At 40.7% G+C, this 19,187-nt stretch carries 10 protein-coding genes; 7 read left to right on the forward strand and 3 right to left on the reverse strand.

Translation table 11 applies throughout. From position 1 onward, the window contains the following. The first annotated feature begins 84 nt into the window (after positions 1–84). Positions 85–1,101 carry a protease SohB gene (gene sohB, locus GZH31_RS07095; RefSeq protein ID WP_065979832.1) on the forward strand — a complete coding sequence of 339 codons (1,017 nt, stop codon included), beginning with the start codon at positions 85–87 and terminating at the stop codon, positions 1,099–1,101. 62 nt (positions 1,102–1,163) lie between these two features. Here sohB and GZH31_RS07100 read toward each other — a convergent pair whose 3' ends face one another. After that, entirely contained in the window at positions 1,164–2,495 is a 1,332-nt protein-coding gene (locus GZH31_RS07100; RefSeq protein WP_036968865.1) for a dicarboxylate/amino acid:cation symporter, read from the reverse strand. Between the two features lie 193 nt (positions 2,496–2,688). Between GZH31_RS07100 and GZH31_RS07105 the strand changes: the two genes are divergently transcribed. Together GZH31_RS07105 and topA are read left to right on the forward strand one after the other, a co-directional pair. Continuing rightward, positions 2,689–6,453 (forward strand): hypothetical protein, encoded by a 3,765-nt coding sequence (locus tag GZH31_RS07105; protein WP_075593647.1) that lies wholly within the window; start codon positions 2,689–2,691, stop codon positions 6,451–6,453. Between the two features lie 308 nt (positions 6,454–6,761). Further along, on the forward strand, positions 6,762–9,428 hold the full coding sequence (topA, locus tag GZH31_RS07110; RefSeq protein ID WP_180311522.1) for a type I DNA topoisomerase: 2,667 nt from the start codon (positions 6,762–6,764) through the stop codon (positions 9,426–9,428). Between the two features lie 94 nt (positions 9,429–9,522). On the opposite strand, the gene GZH31_RS07115 is transcribed toward topA, so the two are convergent. Continuing rightward, on the reverse strand, positions 9,523–9,765 hold the full coding sequence (locus GZH31_RS07115; RefSeq protein WP_036968859.1) for a hypothetical protein: 243 nt from the start codon (positions 9,763–9,765) through the stop codon (positions 9,523–9,525). A gap of 243 nt (positions 9,766–10,008) precedes the next feature. Here GZH31_RS07115 and GZH31_RS07120 point away from each other — a divergent pair, with 243 nt between their 5' ends. Beyond that, a complete protein-coding gene (locus tag GZH31_RS07120; RefSeq protein WP_036968856.1) occupies positions 10,009–10,557 on the forward strand; it encodes a TIGR00645 family protein in 549 nt (182 codons plus the stop codon). 49 nt (positions 10,558–10,606) lie between these two features. On the opposite strand, the gene GZH31_RS07125 is transcribed toward GZH31_RS07120, so the two are convergent. Further along, positions 10,607–12,232 carry an alpha-glucosidase family protein gene (locus GZH31_RS07125; RefSeq protein ID WP_036968853.1) on the reverse strand — a complete coding sequence of 542 codons (1,626 nt, stop codon included), beginning with the start codon at positions 12,230–12,232 and terminating at the stop codon, positions 10,607–10,609. Positions 12,233–12,910: 678 nt separating this feature from the next. Here GZH31_RS07125 and GZH31_RS07130 point away from each other — a divergent pair. The 3 genes from GZH31_RS07130 (at position 12,911) to GZH31_RS07140 (ending at position 19,155) form a co-directional block, all read left to right on the forward strand. Further along, complete coding sequence (locus GZH31_RS07130; protein ID WP_075593643.1) at positions 12,911–15,700, forward strand: TonB-dependent receptor; 2,790 nt, start codon at positions 12,911–12,913, stop codon at positions 15,698–15,700. A 105-nt stretch (positions 15,701–15,805) separates the two neighbouring features. Next, the gene (locus GZH31_RS07135) at positions 15,806–17,302 is read left to right on the forward strand and encodes a tryptophan halogenase family protein (protein WP_075593642.1); all 1,497 of its coding nucleotides are present in this window, start codon (positions 15,806–15,808) and stop codon (positions 17,300–17,302) included. Positions 17,303–17,304: 2 nt separating this feature from the next. Further along, the gene (locus tag GZH31_RS07140) at positions 17,305–19,155 is read left to right on the forward strand and encodes an alpha-amylase family glycosyl hydrolase (protein WP_118844216.1); all 1,851 of its coding nucleotides are present in this window, start codon (positions 17,305–17,307) and stop codon (positions 19,153–19,155) included. Positions 19,156–19,187 lie beyond the last annotated feature (32 nt).

Raw genomic sequence — 19,187 nt, forward strand, 5'->3', positions numbered from 1 at the left:
TAAGTAAAAAGCCACATAATGTGGCTTTTTTTTGCCTTAAAGCATGATAAATTGTGGCGAATTAACAATTAATGGAGAGAGTGTTTGGAATTTTTATATGAATATGGCTTGTTTTTTGCCAAAACCCTTACTTTTGTGGTTGCTGTTGCTGCCATCGTTGCGATTATTGTGGGTGCTGCTGTTAAGCCAAAGGCTAAGAAAGGCGAGATAAGCATTGATGATTTAAGTGAGCAATTGGCTGATCTTAAGCAAAACTTTATTGAAAATACGCTCTCTAAAAAAGAGCTTAAGGCCTACTTTAAACAACAAAAAGCTGAGGCCAAAGAGCAGCAAGATAAAGACCCTAAGCCAAGATTATATGTGATTGATTTTAATGGAAGTATAGATGCCCATGAAGTTGAAAGTTTACGTGAAGAAATCACTGCAATTCTTACCATTGCTGACAAAGAAAAAGACAAAGTATTGGTACGCTTAGAAAGCGGTGGTGGAGTGGTTCATGGCTATGGGCTTGCTGCATCTCAACTGCAACGCTTACGCAATGCTGGTATTCATTTAACCGTTGCAATTGATAAGGTTGCAGCCAGTGGTGGCTATATGATGGCGTGCGTTGCCAACGAAATTGTTGCTGCGCCATTTGCAATTGTCGGTTCTATAGGGGTTATTGCACAAATACCCAACTTCAATAAAATTTTGAAGAAGAATGATGTGGATTTTGAGCAAATCACTGCTGGTGAATACAAACGCACCTTGACACTCTTTGGTGAAAATACAGAGAAGGGCCGTGAGAAGTTTAAAGAGGAAATAGAACAAACACATGGTTTATTTAAAACCTTCGTGAGTGAACAACGTCCTTCACTTGATATCGATTCGGTTGCCACAGGTGAACATTGGTTTGCAACTCAGGCCTTTGATAGAGGCTTAGTGGACAAAATTGAAACCAGTGATGATATCTTGCTAAACCAAGCGGATGAACGCCAAATCTATAAAGTAAAGTACAAAGTTAAAAAGAACTTAACGGATAAACTCGCGGTGGGTCTGAGCTCAAGTATCAGCCAAGCAGGGGTAAATTTAATGTCACGTTTTAAAGGAATGAATCCTTAAATTTATTCGCTTTCATGCAAATAAAAAACCCGCTTCAGGAGCGGGTTTTTTATTGACCAAATTTATTTAATTGATTTGTGATAATCTTCTAGGTCTTTGGCTGCGTCAGGGTCGTTAAAGACTTTCTCATCGAACTGTCCTTCCGATTTTGCTACCACACATGTCACCATACAGTCACCAGTTACATTGACAGCTGTTCGCGTCATATCAAGTAAACGGTCAACACCGATAATGATAGCGATACCTTCTACAGGCAAGCCTACTTGATTTAACACCATCGCTAGCATAATCAGACCAACACCGGGTACACCTGCAGTACCAACTGAGGCTAAAGTCGCAGTTAAAATAACCATTAAGTAATCTGATATAGTTAAATCAACAGAAAATACTTGCGCAATAAATACGGTCGCAACACCTTGCATGATAGCAGTGCCATCCATATTAATAGTCGCGCCTAATGGGACCGTGAATGAAGCTACTGAGTTCTGAGCTCCTAATTTTTTAGTGGCAGTTTCCAGAGTGATTGGCATCGTTGCACTTGAACTTGATGTACTAAATGCAAACAGACACGCATTTTTCATTTTCTTTAGGAACGTTATTGGGTTTAGTCCTGTTAACACTTTTAAAAGAATACTGTAGTTCACTAAACCGTGGATAAATAATGCTAGCATCACAATACTAAAATACAGTGCCAAGCTTTTAATCAGTTTAAAGTCGATGGTTGTAAATAGTTTCGCCATTAAAAAGAACACGCCATAAGGTGCAATGTTCATTAGCAGTGTTACAAGCTTTAAAATAACAGTGTTAAGGTCTTCAAATACACTAGCAACTCGCTTACCTGCTTTACCACTTAAAGCCATTGCCACACCAAAAAGAAGGGCAAAAACAATAACTTGTAGCATATTGCCATTTGCCATTGCATCAATTGGATTGGTTGGGAACATCCCAATAATAACTTGCGCAAGAGTCGGGGCTTCTTTCGCACTGTAGGTTGCATCTGACGGTAAATTTATACCCTCGCCAGGATTAAATAACAGTGCAAGTGTGATCGCAACAGTAATCGCGATCGCTGTTGTAACCAAGTAAAGTAGAATTGATTTACCCCCTAAACGGCCCAGTGTTTTTGGATCGCTTAAACTACACGTACCGCACACCAAGGAAACGAATACGAGGGGCACGACGAGCATTTTTAAACTGGCAATGAATATTTGACCACCAATGTGGAAAATACCATCAACGAAAAATGCTTTAATTGGCAAAGAGAATAACCCTAGTGGAATAAGGAAATCGTCTTCACCCGCTAAAATTGCTTGGAAGATAAAACCAACGATCACACCCAAGACCATACCAATCATGATACGAGATGTGAGACTCAATGAACGGACTTTTGACATACACCTAATCTATATTTTTATAAATTTTGCCATAGCCTACCAGCATGAAGATTTTTATACAGAAAAATTCGATAAATATTAGAATTAATTCGATGCAATTCAGATAAAATAATTATGATATTCGTCCAGATTTTAGGTTAATATCAGGTAAACAATAATGTAAATATGAAAATAGCTAACTAGGGAGAGGTCAATGCCTTTATTGCGATGGCTAAGTGTTATAGTTTTCAGCTCACTTTTAGTCGCCTGTGGCGGTGGTGGATCACTTGAGAAAGAAGGGGGTTCATTAGACGGTGGGAATACTACTGATAACCCAACTTATACAATAACAGTGCAAGGGTATAGCGCTGATGGTACTGAATCGAATAATGTAACAGCCGATCAGCCCTTAATGATTCGCGCCTCTTTAACGAGTAGCAATTCAGATGTAACAGGTAAAAAAATAACATTTTCATTAGCGGATAACTTGGGGACTTTAGATCAACCCTCAGCGCTGACTAACAGTGAAGGTAATGCTGAAGTTAAATTAAACGCAGGCACCCAAGCTGGCGCAGATGAAATTATTGCCAGTTTTACCTCAAGCTCAGGTACTGTTTTCTCTGGTAGTTTTAGCTTTTCAACAGCGGGCGACAATGCGCAAACTGGCGATCAAACTTTCACGGTTACATTAAATGGTTTTGTTAAAGGAACTCAAACTAGCAATAATGAAGTAACCGCTGGTGCACCATTAGACCTAGTTGCTACTTTAAAACGTGATGATGAAGTTATCTCGGGTCAAAGAGTTACATTCTCACTTGCCGATGATATTGGATCGCTAACCCCTTCATCAGGTACAGCATTAACAAATAACGATGGTAACGCACTCATGACGCTTACAGCGGGTGATGTTGCCGGTGCGGGTATTGTGACAGCCTCTTATACTGTCAGTGGCGAAACCTATTTTGATACATTTGCATTTACATCAGACGGTTCTGAGTCAGATGATTCAAGTGTGAGTGGCACAGTGACATTGGGCGTCTCTATTGTTGATGCCTCAGGCCTCCCATTCAGTGTAGAAAACCCAGTAAGTAAAGATAATAAAGGAACAGTAACAGCCACTCTATTAGACGATGAGACGCCTTTAGCAGGTCAACTGATTTCTTTTTCTACCAACTATACAGGTAAAATTACGCCTGTTTTAGGGACGGCACTTACAGACGCCAACGGCGAAGCATTTGTTACTTTAAGTAGCGGTAATTCAAAAGGGGCGGGTCAAGTTGTAGCTACATACACTGATGAAAGTGGTAACACAATTACTAAAATCGCCGGTTTTATTTCGAGTGGTGATGATGCCCCAATCGAAAATGCAGAAGCCGCACTTGATATTAAGCTTTTAAAAGGTTGTGCGGCAGACTGGGATGCTAATCGCTATACGACTTCATTAGAAACAACGTATTTATCATCGGGCTGTGTTGTTGTTAATCAGTTTTCATCTGATCAACTCATTGACGTTCTGGTTAAAGTTACCGATACCAGCTCAGGTGATGGAATCGAAGGAATTATCGCAGAGTTATCTACTGACCTAGGTCGTTTATTACCTGAGTCTGGCAAAGCATTAACGGATCCTTTTGGTTTCGCGGTTTTAAAACTACAACCAGGTGCAAACAGTGGTGCAGGTGAAGTGTCGGTGACAGCCAAGTCAGTGACTCTTTCAAAAGCATTTGAAATTGCCACCGCAGAGCTTAATGTTGAAATCACCAATGGCCTATACAACAAACTTGATGCGTCAGGTAACCCAATCGACGGTGAATATGTTCCATTGGCTGCTGGTGCAACTACGGTGATCACCGTTTCGATTTTTGATAGCAACGGAAACCCAATTGTTACACCGCTCGATGTTGAGTTTACGTCTGGTTGCGTAGAGTCGGGATTGGCTGTAATGGACTCAAAAGCAACCAGTATTAGCGGGGTTGCAACGGCTACATACAGAACCAATGGATGTAATACTTCGCAAGGTGATACTGTGACAGCCACAGTGCTCACCGGTGGCACGCCCAAAGTAGTTAATGTAAACGTTCCTGTTTCTGCTGCAGAAGTCAGTTCAATAGAATTCATTGAAGCCACTGAAAATGTTTTAGCGTTAAAAGGAACTGGTGGCGTATCTCGTAAGGAAATCAGTCAATTAACATTTAAGCTAACGGATGAAATCGGTAATGCTGCAAAACAAAAACGAATGGATTTTCGTTTAAGCTCAACCAACGGTGGCATTTCACTATCTGAGGTAACAGATGCAGGTGGCTATTCACATGCAAGTGTTTCTACCGATTCTGAAGGGCTTGCTCGCATTCAAGTAAATGCTGGCTTTGTGCCACAAGCGGTACGTGTACAGGCGTGTTATATACCTGAAGAGCTCATACCTGCTGATCAGAATAATAATGTCACGTGTTGGCAGGAGTTGTATTTAGAATGCCAAAAAGCAGAAGCGGAACGTAATGGTAATGTATCGTGTCCTGTAGGTGAATTATCATTAGTGTCACTTGATGAGCAAGTGGTGAGTGTATCAGATTTAGTCTCTATTAGTTCAGGCTTACCCGATGGTAATAGTTTCACAGCCGGCCCTACTATAATTAACATAGAAGCACTTAATTATATTGGTGATACCACGGATATCTCTGTTTATTTAGCTGATCACTTTAATAACCCTGTACCAGATGGTACGGCTGTGTATTTAACAACAGAAGGTGGGGCGGTTGGCACTCTTGATGGTGCTGAATTTAACCCTCAACTTGAGTGTAATACAGTTGATGGTCAATGTGTTGCGCAGTGGCGTTCACAGAATCCAAAGCCATTTACCGAGGATAAGTGGGGCAATAAAATCAACAGTATCAACCCGAAAACAGGTGTTATCAATTGTGACCTTTATTTTGGTTCCGCAGCCCCTTGTATGGCTGGAATTAGAAACGCTGCGTTTTTTGACGATGGTGTACCATTAGGCGCACGTTCGACGGTGTTGGTGACAGCAAAGGGTCAAGAATCATATATTGATATTAATGGGAATGGCCGCTTTGATACTAATGAATATTACAGTGGCTATGACTTACCAGAAGCTTTTATCGACCATAATGAAAATGGTTTCTATGACGGTTTAGCAGCTATTTACGACCCAGTGAGTGGCACTGTGACGAAGTCAACTGAATTTTGCCAAGAAGGTGATGCAACTGATCCCTGTAGCCCAACAAATACCAATGCAGGACAATTTGAGGAAAATTGGGATATTGACTTAAATGGAATGCATACACTTGCTGATGGTAAATACAATGGTTTAGTGTGTACTGAAAGCGCGACTACCCCAACCGTGGGAGCAACGTTTGAAAGTTTATGTACCAAAGAAGTCATTGATATTCGGGATACTTTTGAAATTGTTATGTCAGGCAGTGAAGCATACACTCGTTTTGTCGTTACAAAAGCTGAGTTACGTAATCGATTTGCTTCGGCTCTCAATGAAAAAACTGCAGCAGACCCAACAGTTTTTACTGACAATGCAATGCAATTAGGGGTTGATATAGCGCAGTGTAATACGATTTATCGTCAAGCTGGTGACTCATCAACTGCCGTTATTTTGGACTTAGAACCTACAGATAACACTGATTACTGTGATTTAGGTTCAATAAATATAACCACAGCGATGGTTGGCAACCAATTGGCTGCTTTAAGTTTCGAGCTTTATTTTTCAGATGTTTACAATAACCCATTACCAGCGAGTACGGCGGTTTCAGTGAGCACTGATAATGGTGATTACAGTGGAACATCTGGCTTTGAGCTGCCTAATACTAGTCAAACGTCAGCCATGTCTTTTGGTTTAACAATTAGTAGAGAGGCTGAAGCAAATAAAAAAGCAGAGGGGAACCTAGTTGTTCAATTTACCACAGGTAAAGGCTTAGTTACCTCAGCTCCAATCGCAATCAGTGATGATGGTTAACAAGTATTTAATTGTTTAAATTTAAAAAAATGCCAACCAGAAGGTTGGCATTTTTGTTGCTGTTCTATATATTCCCCATAAAAATACAGCAAATTATCATTTTGGCTAATTTAGCAGCAAAAATTGTTCAATTATTCAGTCAATGGTTAAAAGTTTCGATTAAAAGCTTGTAACAATTGGTGTTTGTAGATATACCTATAAATATTCGTGCTCCGATGTTAATAAATCATACTAATTTGTTTGATGTGATAGATATACATTTATAAGGGCAAAAAACTTTTAAAATTCTTGGTCAGAAATAGGCAGCTATGGGCAAATCACTTGTAATTGTAGAGTCTCCAGCAAAGGCTAAAACAATTAATAAATACTTAGGTAACGATTTTATCGTCAAGTCCAGTGTTGGGCATGTACGTGATCTACCGACTTCAGGTTCAGGCAAAACGAAAACAGCAGCAACGAAAACCCCTGCTGAGGTTCGAAAAATGTCACCAGAAGAAAAAGCTGCGTATAAAAAACAACGAGATTACAAAAATCTTGTTGCGCGTATGGGAATTGACCCTGAGAAAGGCTGGGAACCCCATTATGAAGTTTTGCCTGGCAAAGAGAAAGTCGTTCAAGAATTAAAGAAGCTTGCAGAAAATGCCGATAAAATCTATCTCGCAACCGATTTGGATAGAGAAGGGGAAGCGATTGCATGGCACCTCGAACAGATTATCGGTGGTGAGCCAGAGAAATATAAGCGTGTTGTTTTTAACGAGATTACCAAAAATGCGATTCAGCAAGCTTTTGAAACACCCGGTGAATTAAACACCGATATGGTGTATGCGCAACAAGCACGCCGTTTCCTTGACCGAGTAGTGGGTTTTATGGTCTCGCCGTTGTTGTGGGCCAAAGTTGCACGCGGTCTCTCTGCAGGCCGTGTTCAGTCTGTTGCTGTTCGTTTGCTGGTAGAACGTGAACGTGAAATAAAAGCATTTATTCCTGAAGAGTTTTGGGATGTGCATGCCGATGTTAAAAATAGTGAGTCTGCCTTACGCCTTGAAGTTACAAAACACGCTGATAAGTCATTTAAGCCTGTTAACGAGCAGCAAGCAATGTCTGCGGTTCGTGACCTTGAGAAAGCTCAGTATGAAGTTGTAAGCGTTGAAGAAAAGCCAAGTAAAAGCAAACCGAGTGCTCCTTTTATTACATCGACTATGCAACAGGCCGCGAGCACTCGCTTAGGCTATGGTGTTAAAAAGACCATGATGCTTGCTCAGCGTTTGTATGAAGCAGGTCATATTACCTATATGCGTACTGATTCAACCAACTTGTCAAAAGATGCGGTTGAAATGTGCCGTGACTATGTTGCTGAGCAGTTTGGTGATAAGTACCTACCAAAAGCACCTATTAGCTACAGCTCTAAAGGCAATGCACAAGAAGCGCACGAAGCGATTCGTCCTTCAAGTGTTTCTGTATTGTCGGGTCATTTAGACGGTGTTGAAGCCGATGCGAAAAAATTATATGAGTTAATTTGGCGTCAATTCGTCGCGTGTCAAATGGTGCCAGCAGAATATGATTTAACAACCTTAACGGTTGGCGCGGGTGATTACCAATTAAAAGCAAAAGGCCGTGTCCTTCGTTTTGATGGTTGGACAAGAGTACAGCCTGCTGTGCGTAAGAAAAATGAAGAAGATCAGTCACTCCCCGCTGTAAAGCAAGGTGAAATTCTGAGCTTAGTTGAGCTTGACCCGAAACAACATTTTACAAAACCACCTGCTCGTTTTAGTGAAGCAAGCTTGGTTAAAGAGCTTGAGAAACGAGGTATTGGGCGTCCATCAACGTATGCCTCAATTATTTCAACCATTCAGGACCGTGGTTATGTGCGAGTTGAAAACCGTCGTTTCTTTGCTGAGAAAATGGGAGAGATCGTTACTGACCGCTTAGTTGAAAACTTTGAAGATTTAATGAACTTCGATTTCACAGCAAAAATGGAAGGTCGCCTAGATGATATCGCTGAAGGCGAGCGCATCTGGACGCAAGTACTCGATAAGTTTTATGCAGACTTTTCAAAACAGCTTGAAATCGCTTCAGGAGATGAAGAACAAGGTGGTATGCGTCAGAACCAAATGGTTGAAACAGATATTGATTGTCCAACCTGTGGCCGTAAAATGGGGATTCGTACTGCATCGACTGGTGTTTTCTTAGGGTGTACAGGATACAACTTACCACCCAAAGAGCGCTGTACTACGACAATGAATCTTGTTTCTGGTGATGAAGCCATTGCTGCCGATGTTGAAGACGTCGAGACAGAAACGTTGATGCAAATGAAGCGTTGCCCTATCTGTGAAACAGCTATGGATTCATACCTAATTGATGAAACCCGTAAGCTGCATGTCTGCGGTAATAACCCAGCCTGTAAAGGTTATGTGGTTGAGCAAGGCACGTTTAAAATTAAAGGGTATGACGGCCCAATAATCGAATGCGATAAATGCGGTGCTGATATGCAACTAAAATCTGGCCGATTCGGTAAATATTTTGGTTGTAGTAACGATGATTGTAAAAATACCCGTAAACTACTTAAAAATGGTGAAGCTGCGCCACCAAAAGAAGATCCTGTCCATTTACCTGAATTAGAGTGTGAAAAGTCAGAAGCGTATTTTGTGCTGCGTGACGGCGCGTCGGGTATTTTCTTAGCGGCGAATACATTCCCGAAATCACGGGAAACGCGAGCTCCTAAAGTTGAAGAATTAAAACGTTTTAGAGACCGTATTTCTGAGAAGTTTTATTACCTAGCAGATGCTCCTACGCATGATCCAGATGGTAACCCATCAATTGTTCGTTATAGCCGTAAAAATAAAGAACAGTATGTGATGACAGAGGTAGACGGCAAAGCAACAGGCTGGACAGCTCATTATCAAGGTGGAAAATGGGTCGAAGAAAGTAAGAAGAAGGCCCCCGCTAAAAAGAAAGCTGCAACAAAGGCTAAAAAGTAGCCTGTCTGTTAAAGCAATAGAATAGCTGAACATAAAAAACCGGAGCGCACATCATTGTGTCAACTCCGGTTTTTTATTAGCTATCAACGATAAATTAGATTTGTACGTCTTTTACTTTCTTAAAGCCTTCAGCTTCAAGTTCATCGTTAACACATTTTAATACGTATGGTTTTAATTCTTCATTGCTGATATCGTCGTCCTTTGCCCAGTTTAAACACATTTCAGTGAATTCTTTGATCATTTCTGGTGACGCTTCAGGTGCTTCGTTAGCGATTGCGTATGACGCTGACACGCTTAATACAGGTGCCAAAATTAGTGCTAGCAATGCTTTGTTCATTTAATTATTCCTAATCAACATAATTAATAGTTACTGCCATCGAAAAGCGCAGTAATGGAACGCAAACTGTTATCCACTTTGCTTGAGTGAATTTATAAACTAAATATCTAAAAAAGATAACGAAATATTTTTATCGTTAAGATAAGCAAAAAATAATCATTTTTTTGTCTGTAGAAACTAGTCATTGGCATTGTAAACCACGTATTATCCACATAATTTTAAAAATAAAATGAGCGTGTAGTTATGTCAGAGTCAGTGTCGCAAACAAAACCTAAAAAAGTTCCATCAACACTAGAGCGAGTCGTAGAAACTTTTATTTTCCGCTCTCGTTGGTTGCTAGCCCCGTTTTTTATCGGTTTGTTAGTTGCGGTTGTGATTCTACTATTAAAGTTTTTTAAATACTTATACAGCATGGCCTTAAATACATTCACAGCGAGCAATCAGGAACTCTTGGTTGGTATTTTGACACTGGTTGATACCGCTTTATTAGCGGGATTATTATTAATCATTATTTTTAGTGGCTATGAAAATTTTGTTTCTAAACTCAATATAGATAACCATGAAGACAGACCCGTTTGGATGGGTAAAGTGGGCTTCTCTGGCCTAAAAATGAAATTAATAAGCGCTATTGTGGCTATATCGGCAGTAGAGCTTTTAAAGGTGTTTATAAGTTCGGCAAATCATTCAACGGATGAATTACTGTGGAAGGTTTTAATACATGTTACTTTTGTTGTTTCGGGCGTGCTATTCGCGCTGACAGATTATATTAATAGTAAAACAACAAATCATTAAGAAAAAAGGCCCTGCATAATGCAGGGCCTTCTCACAATACAACTGATGATTAACTCAGAGTTGCATAAAAACAACCAAACCCGGGCAGAGTAACTGTATTATCTGTTAATTCAGCAGTGTGATGTGATAGTTCATTGTGCTGCTGCGTTATTACATCAGTAGTTGTAAATTCAGCGCGTTGTGCACTTAGATTGAACACACATAGCATCTTAGTGCTGTTGAGGCTGCGATAAAATGCAAGTACTGGCTCATCAGTATTAATGAACTCGATGCTTCCTTCTAGCAGTACATCTTTCGCTTTACGCCAAGCCATAAACTCACGGTATGCATTTAGAATGGAGTTGTTGTCATCATCTTGTGCGCTTACAGCAACTGCTTTGTGCTGCTCACCCACAGGTAACCACGGCTTTGTTGTAGAAAACCCCGCTTGCTCTATATCACTTGCATCCCATGGCATAGGGGTGCGGCAACCATCTCGACCTTTAAAATTAGGCCAAAAAGTTATCCCGTATGGGTCTTGTAGGTCTTCAAATGCAACCTCTGCTTCGCCTAATCCAAGCTCTTCGCCTTGATACATGCATACACTACCGCGAAGTGATGCAAGAAGTGCTGTTAACATTTTGCATTGGTCAGGGTTGATGTTATCCCCTTTGCTCCAGCGACTCGCAACACGCTCAACATCGTGGTTGCTAAACGCCCAACATGGCCAGCCTTCTGTCATTCGTTCTTCAAGTGTACTTACTGTGTTACGAATATACTCAGCGCTGTAATCGTTTGTTAGTAATTCAAAGCTATATCCCATATGAAGCTTATCGCCACCCGATGTATATTCAGCCATTGTTGCTAGTGAGTCTTCAGATGAAATTTCACCAAGGGCTACTGTGCCAGGGTATTTATTTAATAACGCACGGATATCCTGCATAAAGCTTAAGTTTTCAGGTTGTGTATTATTGTAATAGTGGTACTGGAATGCATATGGATTGTCTTCGCTAAAACCTCGACCTTGACGTTTTTCAGGTGGCTTAGCGGGGTTGTCGCGTAATAATGCATCATGGTAGCAGAAGTTAATGGCATCTAAACGAAAGCCATCTACGCCTTTTTTCAGCCAAAACTCAACGTTATCAAGGACGGCTTTACGCACTTCAGGGTTATGGAAGTTTAGATCTGGCTGTTCAGCAAAAAAGTTATGTAAATAATATTGCCCTCTACGTGGCTCCCATTGCCATGCAGGACCACCAAAAATAGACAGCCAGTTATTTGGTTGAGTACCGTCAGGTTTTGCGTCAGCCCACACGTACCAATCAGCTTTATCATTATTTTTATCTTCACGGCTATCGAGAAACCACTGGTGTTGATCTGAAGTGTGGCTCAATACCTGATCGATGATGATTTTAATATTGCGCTCATGCGCTTGGGCAATTAATTCATCAAAATCGTCTAGGTTACCGAAAATAGGATCGATATCGCGGTAATCACTAATGTCGTATCCGAAGTCCTTCATGGGTGATTTAAAAAAAGGTGAAACCCAAATAGCATCCACACCCAAGCTTTTAATGTAATCAATGCGATCAATGATACCTTTGATATCACCAATGCCGTCGCCATTGGTGTCTTGGAAACTGCGCGGATAAACCTGATAAATAACCGCACCTTTATACCACTGCTTTTGAGCCATGTTTTTCTCCATCGTGACACTCAGTGTATGTAAACCCTAGGGCAACGCTTATTAATATGTTGCCAGAATGTCAAAAGCATACGTGAAGGGTGGGATGCTGTAAAAACTCTGCATACGTATGCACGGTAATTTCATCTGCCTGCGTTGTAAAACTAAGGGATTGAGTCCACTTTTACAGCGATTATTTTTAAGAGTAAATTATTTACCAATTTTTGCCGTTTAGAGTGATACCAAACAACGCGCCTACGTGGTGCATAATTTAATTGGCTTTCACCATAAAGGTGCAAAATGTTTTTGGTAAGACCAATTAACACTTTGCGTTCGTTTACCTTTTTTAAATGACATTCAACTTTTATATAAACTAGGTAGAGGCGTGCTCCATACGTATTTGTGCCAAATACAATACGACGTTGGATAAAAAATGTTTCATTCACATTTGACGTCTCTGTTTTATAAATAAACGATTAATAAACAATGCATTACAACATCCGCGTGTAAATTTGTTGTTAATTTTTGTTTGCATCGTCTAGTCTGAATACGTATGCATAAATTTGTTAAGAAAATAATCTGAGCGTTAATATTCGTGTTGACAACAAAATCAGTCAGCGATTAACAGCTATTGCTATCATGAATAACTGCAAGGCGTTGACATTACAATTTGGGTAATGGGAAAACATCATGTCTATGTTCAAACCAAGTATATTAACTCTGGCTTTAACAGCCGCAGGTTTAAATAGCTTTGTAGCGTATGCTGCAGAAGAAGACCAAAAAACAAAAAACGATAACGTTGAAGTTATCGAAGTAAAAGGTTTTCGTGGCAGTGTTGTAGAATCTATTAACACGAAACGCTTCACTCCTGAAGTTGTTGAGTCAATCTCAGCAGAAGATATCGGTAAATTACCTGATTCATCAATTGCAGAATCAATCGCACGCCTTCCTGGCCTTACAGCACAACGTCTAGATGGTCGTGCTAGTCGCGTAAGTGTGCGTGGTTTCAGTGAAAACGAAAGTGCAACAACATTTAACGGTCGTGAGCAAGTATCAATTGGCGATAACCGCGGTGTTGAGTTTGACCTTTACCCATCAGAAATAATGAGCGGCGTAACGGTATACAAAACACCAAGCGCAGGTATCGAAGCGGAAGGTATTGCTGGTGTAATCGACATGCAAACTGTTAAGCCTTTAAGTAAAGGCGAGCAAGTTATCATGTTTAATGGCCAATATGAGCAAACAGGTTTTGATAAATTAAACCCAGACGGTGACGATAAAGGTTTCCGTGGTACGGTTTCATACATTGATCAGTTTGCTGATGACACCATCGGTGTTGCATTTGCTTACAACACAATGAGCTCACCTAACCAAGAGAAACGCTGGAATTCATGGGGTTATCCAGAATTTACGGGTGAAGATGGTAACACTTATTCTATTTTAGGTGGGGCAAAGCCTTTCGTACGTTCATCAACGCTTGAGCGTGATTCAGCAATGCTCGTTATTGAAGCAGCACCGAATGACCGCCTTAATATGACATTTGATGCTCTTTACGTAGATTTTTCTGACGAGAAAATCCTTCGTGGTATTGAAGTACCATTCGCTTGGGGTCAAGGAACAATCGATCCTAGCTCTGCAGTTGTAGATGCAGATTCTGGTTTTATCACAAGTGCAGTAACAGAAGGCCAGCGTGTTGTTGTTCGTAACGACTATGAAGAGCGTAATGCAGAACTAACCCAGTTTGGTTTCAATACTAAATACGATATTAATGACGAATGGTCAGTTGAGTTTGATGCGAGTCGTTCAGAAGTTGAGCGTCAAATTTGGAGTATCGAGAGTTATTCAGGTACAGGCCGCGGTGATGCAAATGGTGTTGCTGATACGATTGGTTATGTTTTTGACGGTGGCAATACCGGAGCGCAGTTCTCACATAATCTTGATTACAGTGATTATGATCTAATTCAATTAGGTGGTCCTTTATCATGGGGTGCAAGCGCTGCATTGAATGACAAGTATGGTTTGACAGATACGCCATATCAGAATACAGCCCAAGATGGTTTTATCAATGCACCAGAAATCAACGATGAATTAAGCACACTAAAACTTGCTGCAAGCAAGGTGTTAGATAACGCGTATATCAGCCGTGTTTCATTTGGTATGTCTTACCGTGACCGTGAGAAGAGTAAAGTGTCTGAAGGTTACTTCATGACATTAAAAGACTTCTCTTTAGACAATCCAGGTATGTTATCAATTCCTGAACAGTATCGTTTAGGAAGTGCAAGCCTTGATTTTATCGGTATGGGTAACATGGTTGCTTACGATACGAACGGCTTAGTAAATGATGGTTATTATAACCTTTTACAAGAAAGTTTAACGGATCAAAAACACAAAACACAATCGTGGACAGTGCAAGAAGAAGTAACCGCCATTTTTGCGCAAGCTGACATTAATGCTGAACTTGGCTCTATTCCTGTAACAGGTAATATTGGTGCTCGTTATGTAAGAACCGAGCAATCTTCGCAAGGTTTTGCTGCAAACACGGTGGATGGACTCGTTGTTGTTACGCCAACAGACATCAGTCATGACTACAGTCATTTCTTACCAAGCTTAAACTTATCGTTTGCAATTGATGAAGAGCAAACAATACGCTTTGGTGCTGCGAAAACGATTTCTCGTGCGCGTTTAGATGAAATGAATGCATCAGTGAACGCATCTTACAGTCAACAGCCAGATGAAAATGGCAACTTTTGGAATGTGTCAGGTGGTAATCCTAAACTTGAGCCAAAAGAGGCAACAGGTTTTGATTTAAGTTACGAAAACTACTTCCATGAAGAAGGGTACTTTGCAGCAGCATTTTTCTACAAAGATATCACTCAGTGGATTTTTGATGGTACATATGAAATCGACATGAGTGGTGTGGCGGACCCATCTACAGGTGAAATCCCAGCTTCATCTACAGGTACAGGTTCTGGTAAAGTTAATGGTGGGTCAGGTGATCTTTGGGGTTATGAGCTTTCATTAACACTACCGTTCACTATGTTTAGTGATTCACTGGATGGTTTTGGTTTAATCGCAAGCCATACTGGTGTTGAGCAGGATATTACAGACCAAAATGGTAATGATTATGAGTTACCTGGATTATCGGACCAAATCGATAGCTTGACCGTGTACTTTGAACGTAATGGTTTCCAAGCGCGTACTAGCATGCGTAAACGTAGCGACTTTAAGGGCGATGTTTATGGTTTAGGCTTTGCAACAACGCAAGTTGATATCAAAGGCGAAACAATTTGGGATGCGCAAATCGGCTATGATTTTGCAGAAGCTGGTATCCAAGGTCTCGAAAACTTGAGTGTTACTTTCCAAGTGCAAAACATCACAGAAGAGCCGTTCACGTCTCTACAAGGTGATAACGCACTGCAAGTACGTGATTACCAAGACTACGGTCGTACATTCCTGTTAGGTTTCAGCTACAAGCTGTAATTAGCTTAAACAGCGATAGAAAATTGCCCTTGTGATTTGTTTTACAAGGGCTTTTTTATATCAGTGGGCTACACTCAATGAATTGAAATTGGTGTTAGGTGTACTATGGAAGCAAAAAAAATAACAAAAGTTGTGATTGCCGGTGGTGGAACTGCTGGGTGGATCACCGCCGCACTACTCAACAAAGTGCTTGGAAAATCACTTGATATTACTCTCGTTGAATCTGCCGAAATTGGCACTGTTGGCGTTGGTGAGGCAAGTATTCCTCCTATTTTGCATTTAAATGGGGCTCTTGGTATTTCAGAGAAAGAATTTATCAAGGCGACTGGTGCAACCATTAAACTGGGGATAGAGTTTGAAAACTGGCGTAGCCAAGGGCACAGTTATATGCACGCTTTTGGCGAAATAGGTAAGGACTTCCCGTTTTGCGCATTTTATCACTTTTGGTTGAAAGCAAACCAAACACAAAACGCCCCTGATTTTTGGGATTTCTCTCTCAACTACCAAGCTGCAAAAGCGCATAAATTTGCCCATCTCAAAAACATTCCTAATACTCAATTAGCGGGCTTACATTACGCGTATCATTTTGATGCGACACGCTATGGTGAATTTTTAAAAGAATTAGCCCAATCGCGGGGAGTTAATCGCATTGAAGGAAAAATAGAAACGATAAGTCAATGCGATCAAACAGGGTCTATCAATGCGTTAAAGCTAGAAGATGGTAGCCTGATTGAAGGGGACTTATTTATTGATTGCACCGGCCTGCGAGCATTACTTATAGAGCAAACGCTGAATACGGGGTTTGAAGATTGGTCGCACTGGTTACCGTGTGATAGCGCTGTAGCTGTCCAAAGTGAGTCTGCAAGCAACGCCATTCCCTATACCCGCTCTATCGCTAGAGAGTCAGGTTGGCAATGGCAAATTCCACTCCAACATCGTGTTGGTAATGGCTTGGTGTATTCAAGTCGATATCTATCAGATGAAAATGCAAAACAGCAGCTGCTAAACAACTTGCCAGCTAAGCCCTTAACTGAGCCACGAATTATTAAATTTAAAACGGGTCGACGCTTAAAGCAGTGGCATAAAAATGTAGTATCGATTGGCTTATCGAGTGGTTTTTTAGAGCCCTTAGAGTCAACCAGTATTCATTTAATTCAAAGTGCAGCTATCCGGTTGATTAAGTTTTTTCCACATCAAGGTATTACGCAAAACTTAGTGGATGAATTTAACAAACAAAGTAAAACAGAATTTGAGCGAATTCGTGACTTTATTATTCTCCACTACAAACTTACAGAGCGAGACGACAGTCCATTTTGGCGTCTTTGTAAGGGCATGGATATTCCAAGCAGCCTTGCTAAGAAAATAGCGCTATTTAAAACCAGCGGTAAGCTAGTGCGTGAAGACGATGAGTTATTTGCCGAAGTCGCGTGGCAACAAGTGTTGATAGGGCAAGGCCTGATTGCTGAAGATTATCATCCTTTAACAAATGCCTTAACAGATAATCAGCTTAATGAGCTATTTAGCAATTTAAAAACCTTGATTAATAGCACGGTTGAGCAGCTGCCCAGCCACAGTGAATTTTTAGAAAAAATACAAAATTAATTATGAAAAAGACACATACAATTTTTGCAGTAAGCACCGTATTAACGTTTTTAAATTCGACAGCGAGTTATGCAATCACTGCCTCACCAGAAAGCTGGTGGGTGGGCATGCAGAACGAATCGTTACAAGTTATGCTTCACGAGGGCAACATTGCGAAACAAACTTGGCAGATGTTGCCTTACAAAGGCGTTGAGTTTAAAGGGGTTACAACAACGAATAATGCTAACTACGCATTTCTGAATTTAAGCATCAGCGATAATGCAAAAGCAGGTGAACTTAGCTTTAAAGCGTCGGATGGAACGGTCTTTAAATATCGGTTAAATACCCGTAATAAAAACAGTGCAAAGCGCCCAGGATTTACAAATAAAGACACACTGTACTTAATAAATCCTGACCGATTTGTTAACGGTGATCCAACGAACGATAGTATTGCTTCAATGCAAGAGGCAGCAAACCCTGAGTTTAAGGGCGGGCGCCATGGCGGTGATATTCAAGGTGTGATTAATAGTCTTGAATACCTAGAAAATTTAGGCGTCACTCAACTTTGGCTAACACCTGTACTTGAAAATAATATGCCAAGTTACTCTTATCATGGGTATGCAATCACAGATTTTTACAAGGTCGACCCGCGTATGGGCAGTAATGAGCTCTATAAAACGCTATCAGTGAAAGCAAAAGAGCATGGTATCGGTTTAGTGATGGACATGGTTCTTAATCACTTTGGTTCATCGCACCAGTGGATGTCTGATATGCCAACAGCTGATTGGGTTAACTTTGATGGTCAGTTTGAAAAAGGTAAAAATGCCACAACGCATGCCCGTCAAACAATTCAAGACCCACATGCGAGCCAATACGATAAGCGCCAATTTAATGATGGTTGGTTTGTTGAGTCGATGCCTGATTTAAATCAGCGTCAACCGTTATTGTCGACTTACCTTATTCAAAATGCCATTTGGTGGATTGAATACGCTAACTTGAGCGGCATTCGCGTCGACACGTATTCATACTCAGATAAAGCGTTCTTAGCAGATTGGACTAAAGCGATTATGACCGAATACCCCAATTTTAATATTGTGGGTGAAGAGTGGACAAGTAATCCTGCAATTGCATCGTACTGGCAACGCGGAAAAATAAATCAAGATGGTTATACCTCAGACTTACCCAGTGTCATGGATTTTTCATTGCAAGAGGCGCTTATTAAAGCACTGAATGAACAAGAAAGTTGGAACACGGGCTGGGTCAGGGTATACCAATCACTTGCGAATGATTTTTTATATGCAGATACCGATAATATTTTAGTGTTTGCCGACAATCACGATATGAGCCGTGTCTATACAGAGCTGGGTCAAAATCTAGCTAAAACAAAATTGGCAATGACATTACTGTTGACTACACGCGGAATTCCACAAATTTATTACGGCACAGAGGTGCTATTAGATAATACCCCAAGTAACGACCATGGCGATATTCGAATTGATTTCCCGGGTGGTTTTAGAGCACATACAGTCAATGCCTTTACCGGTGAAGGACTCTCTAAAGACCAAAAAGACATGTTAAGCACAATGCAAACATTGCTGAAGCTGCGCAAAGAAAAGCCCGCGCTTAGTGAAGGGAGTTTAATGCATTTTTCACCTAAGCAAGGTGTTTACAGCTATGTGCGCGAGCACAATGGTGAAAAAGTTGTGGTGTTATTGAATAAAAACCAACATGACCTTGAGTGGGATGTCAGTTATATGCAAGAAGTACTTAAAAACACTCAAACGGGGGTCGACTTAATGAGCAACGAATCTGTTACTTTAACTGTGCCTATTCGCTTAAAAGCCATGCAAGCACGCTTAATTGAACTTGAATAATTGTGAGTTTTAGGGTGAATACGTATGCATTT

Source organism: Pseudoalteromonas sp. JSTW, from assembly GCF_013423925.1.
Classification (GTDB): domain Bacteria; phylum Pseudomonadota; class Gammaproteobacteria; order Enterobacterales; family Alteromonadaceae; genus Pseudoalteromonas; species Pseudoalteromonas lipolytica.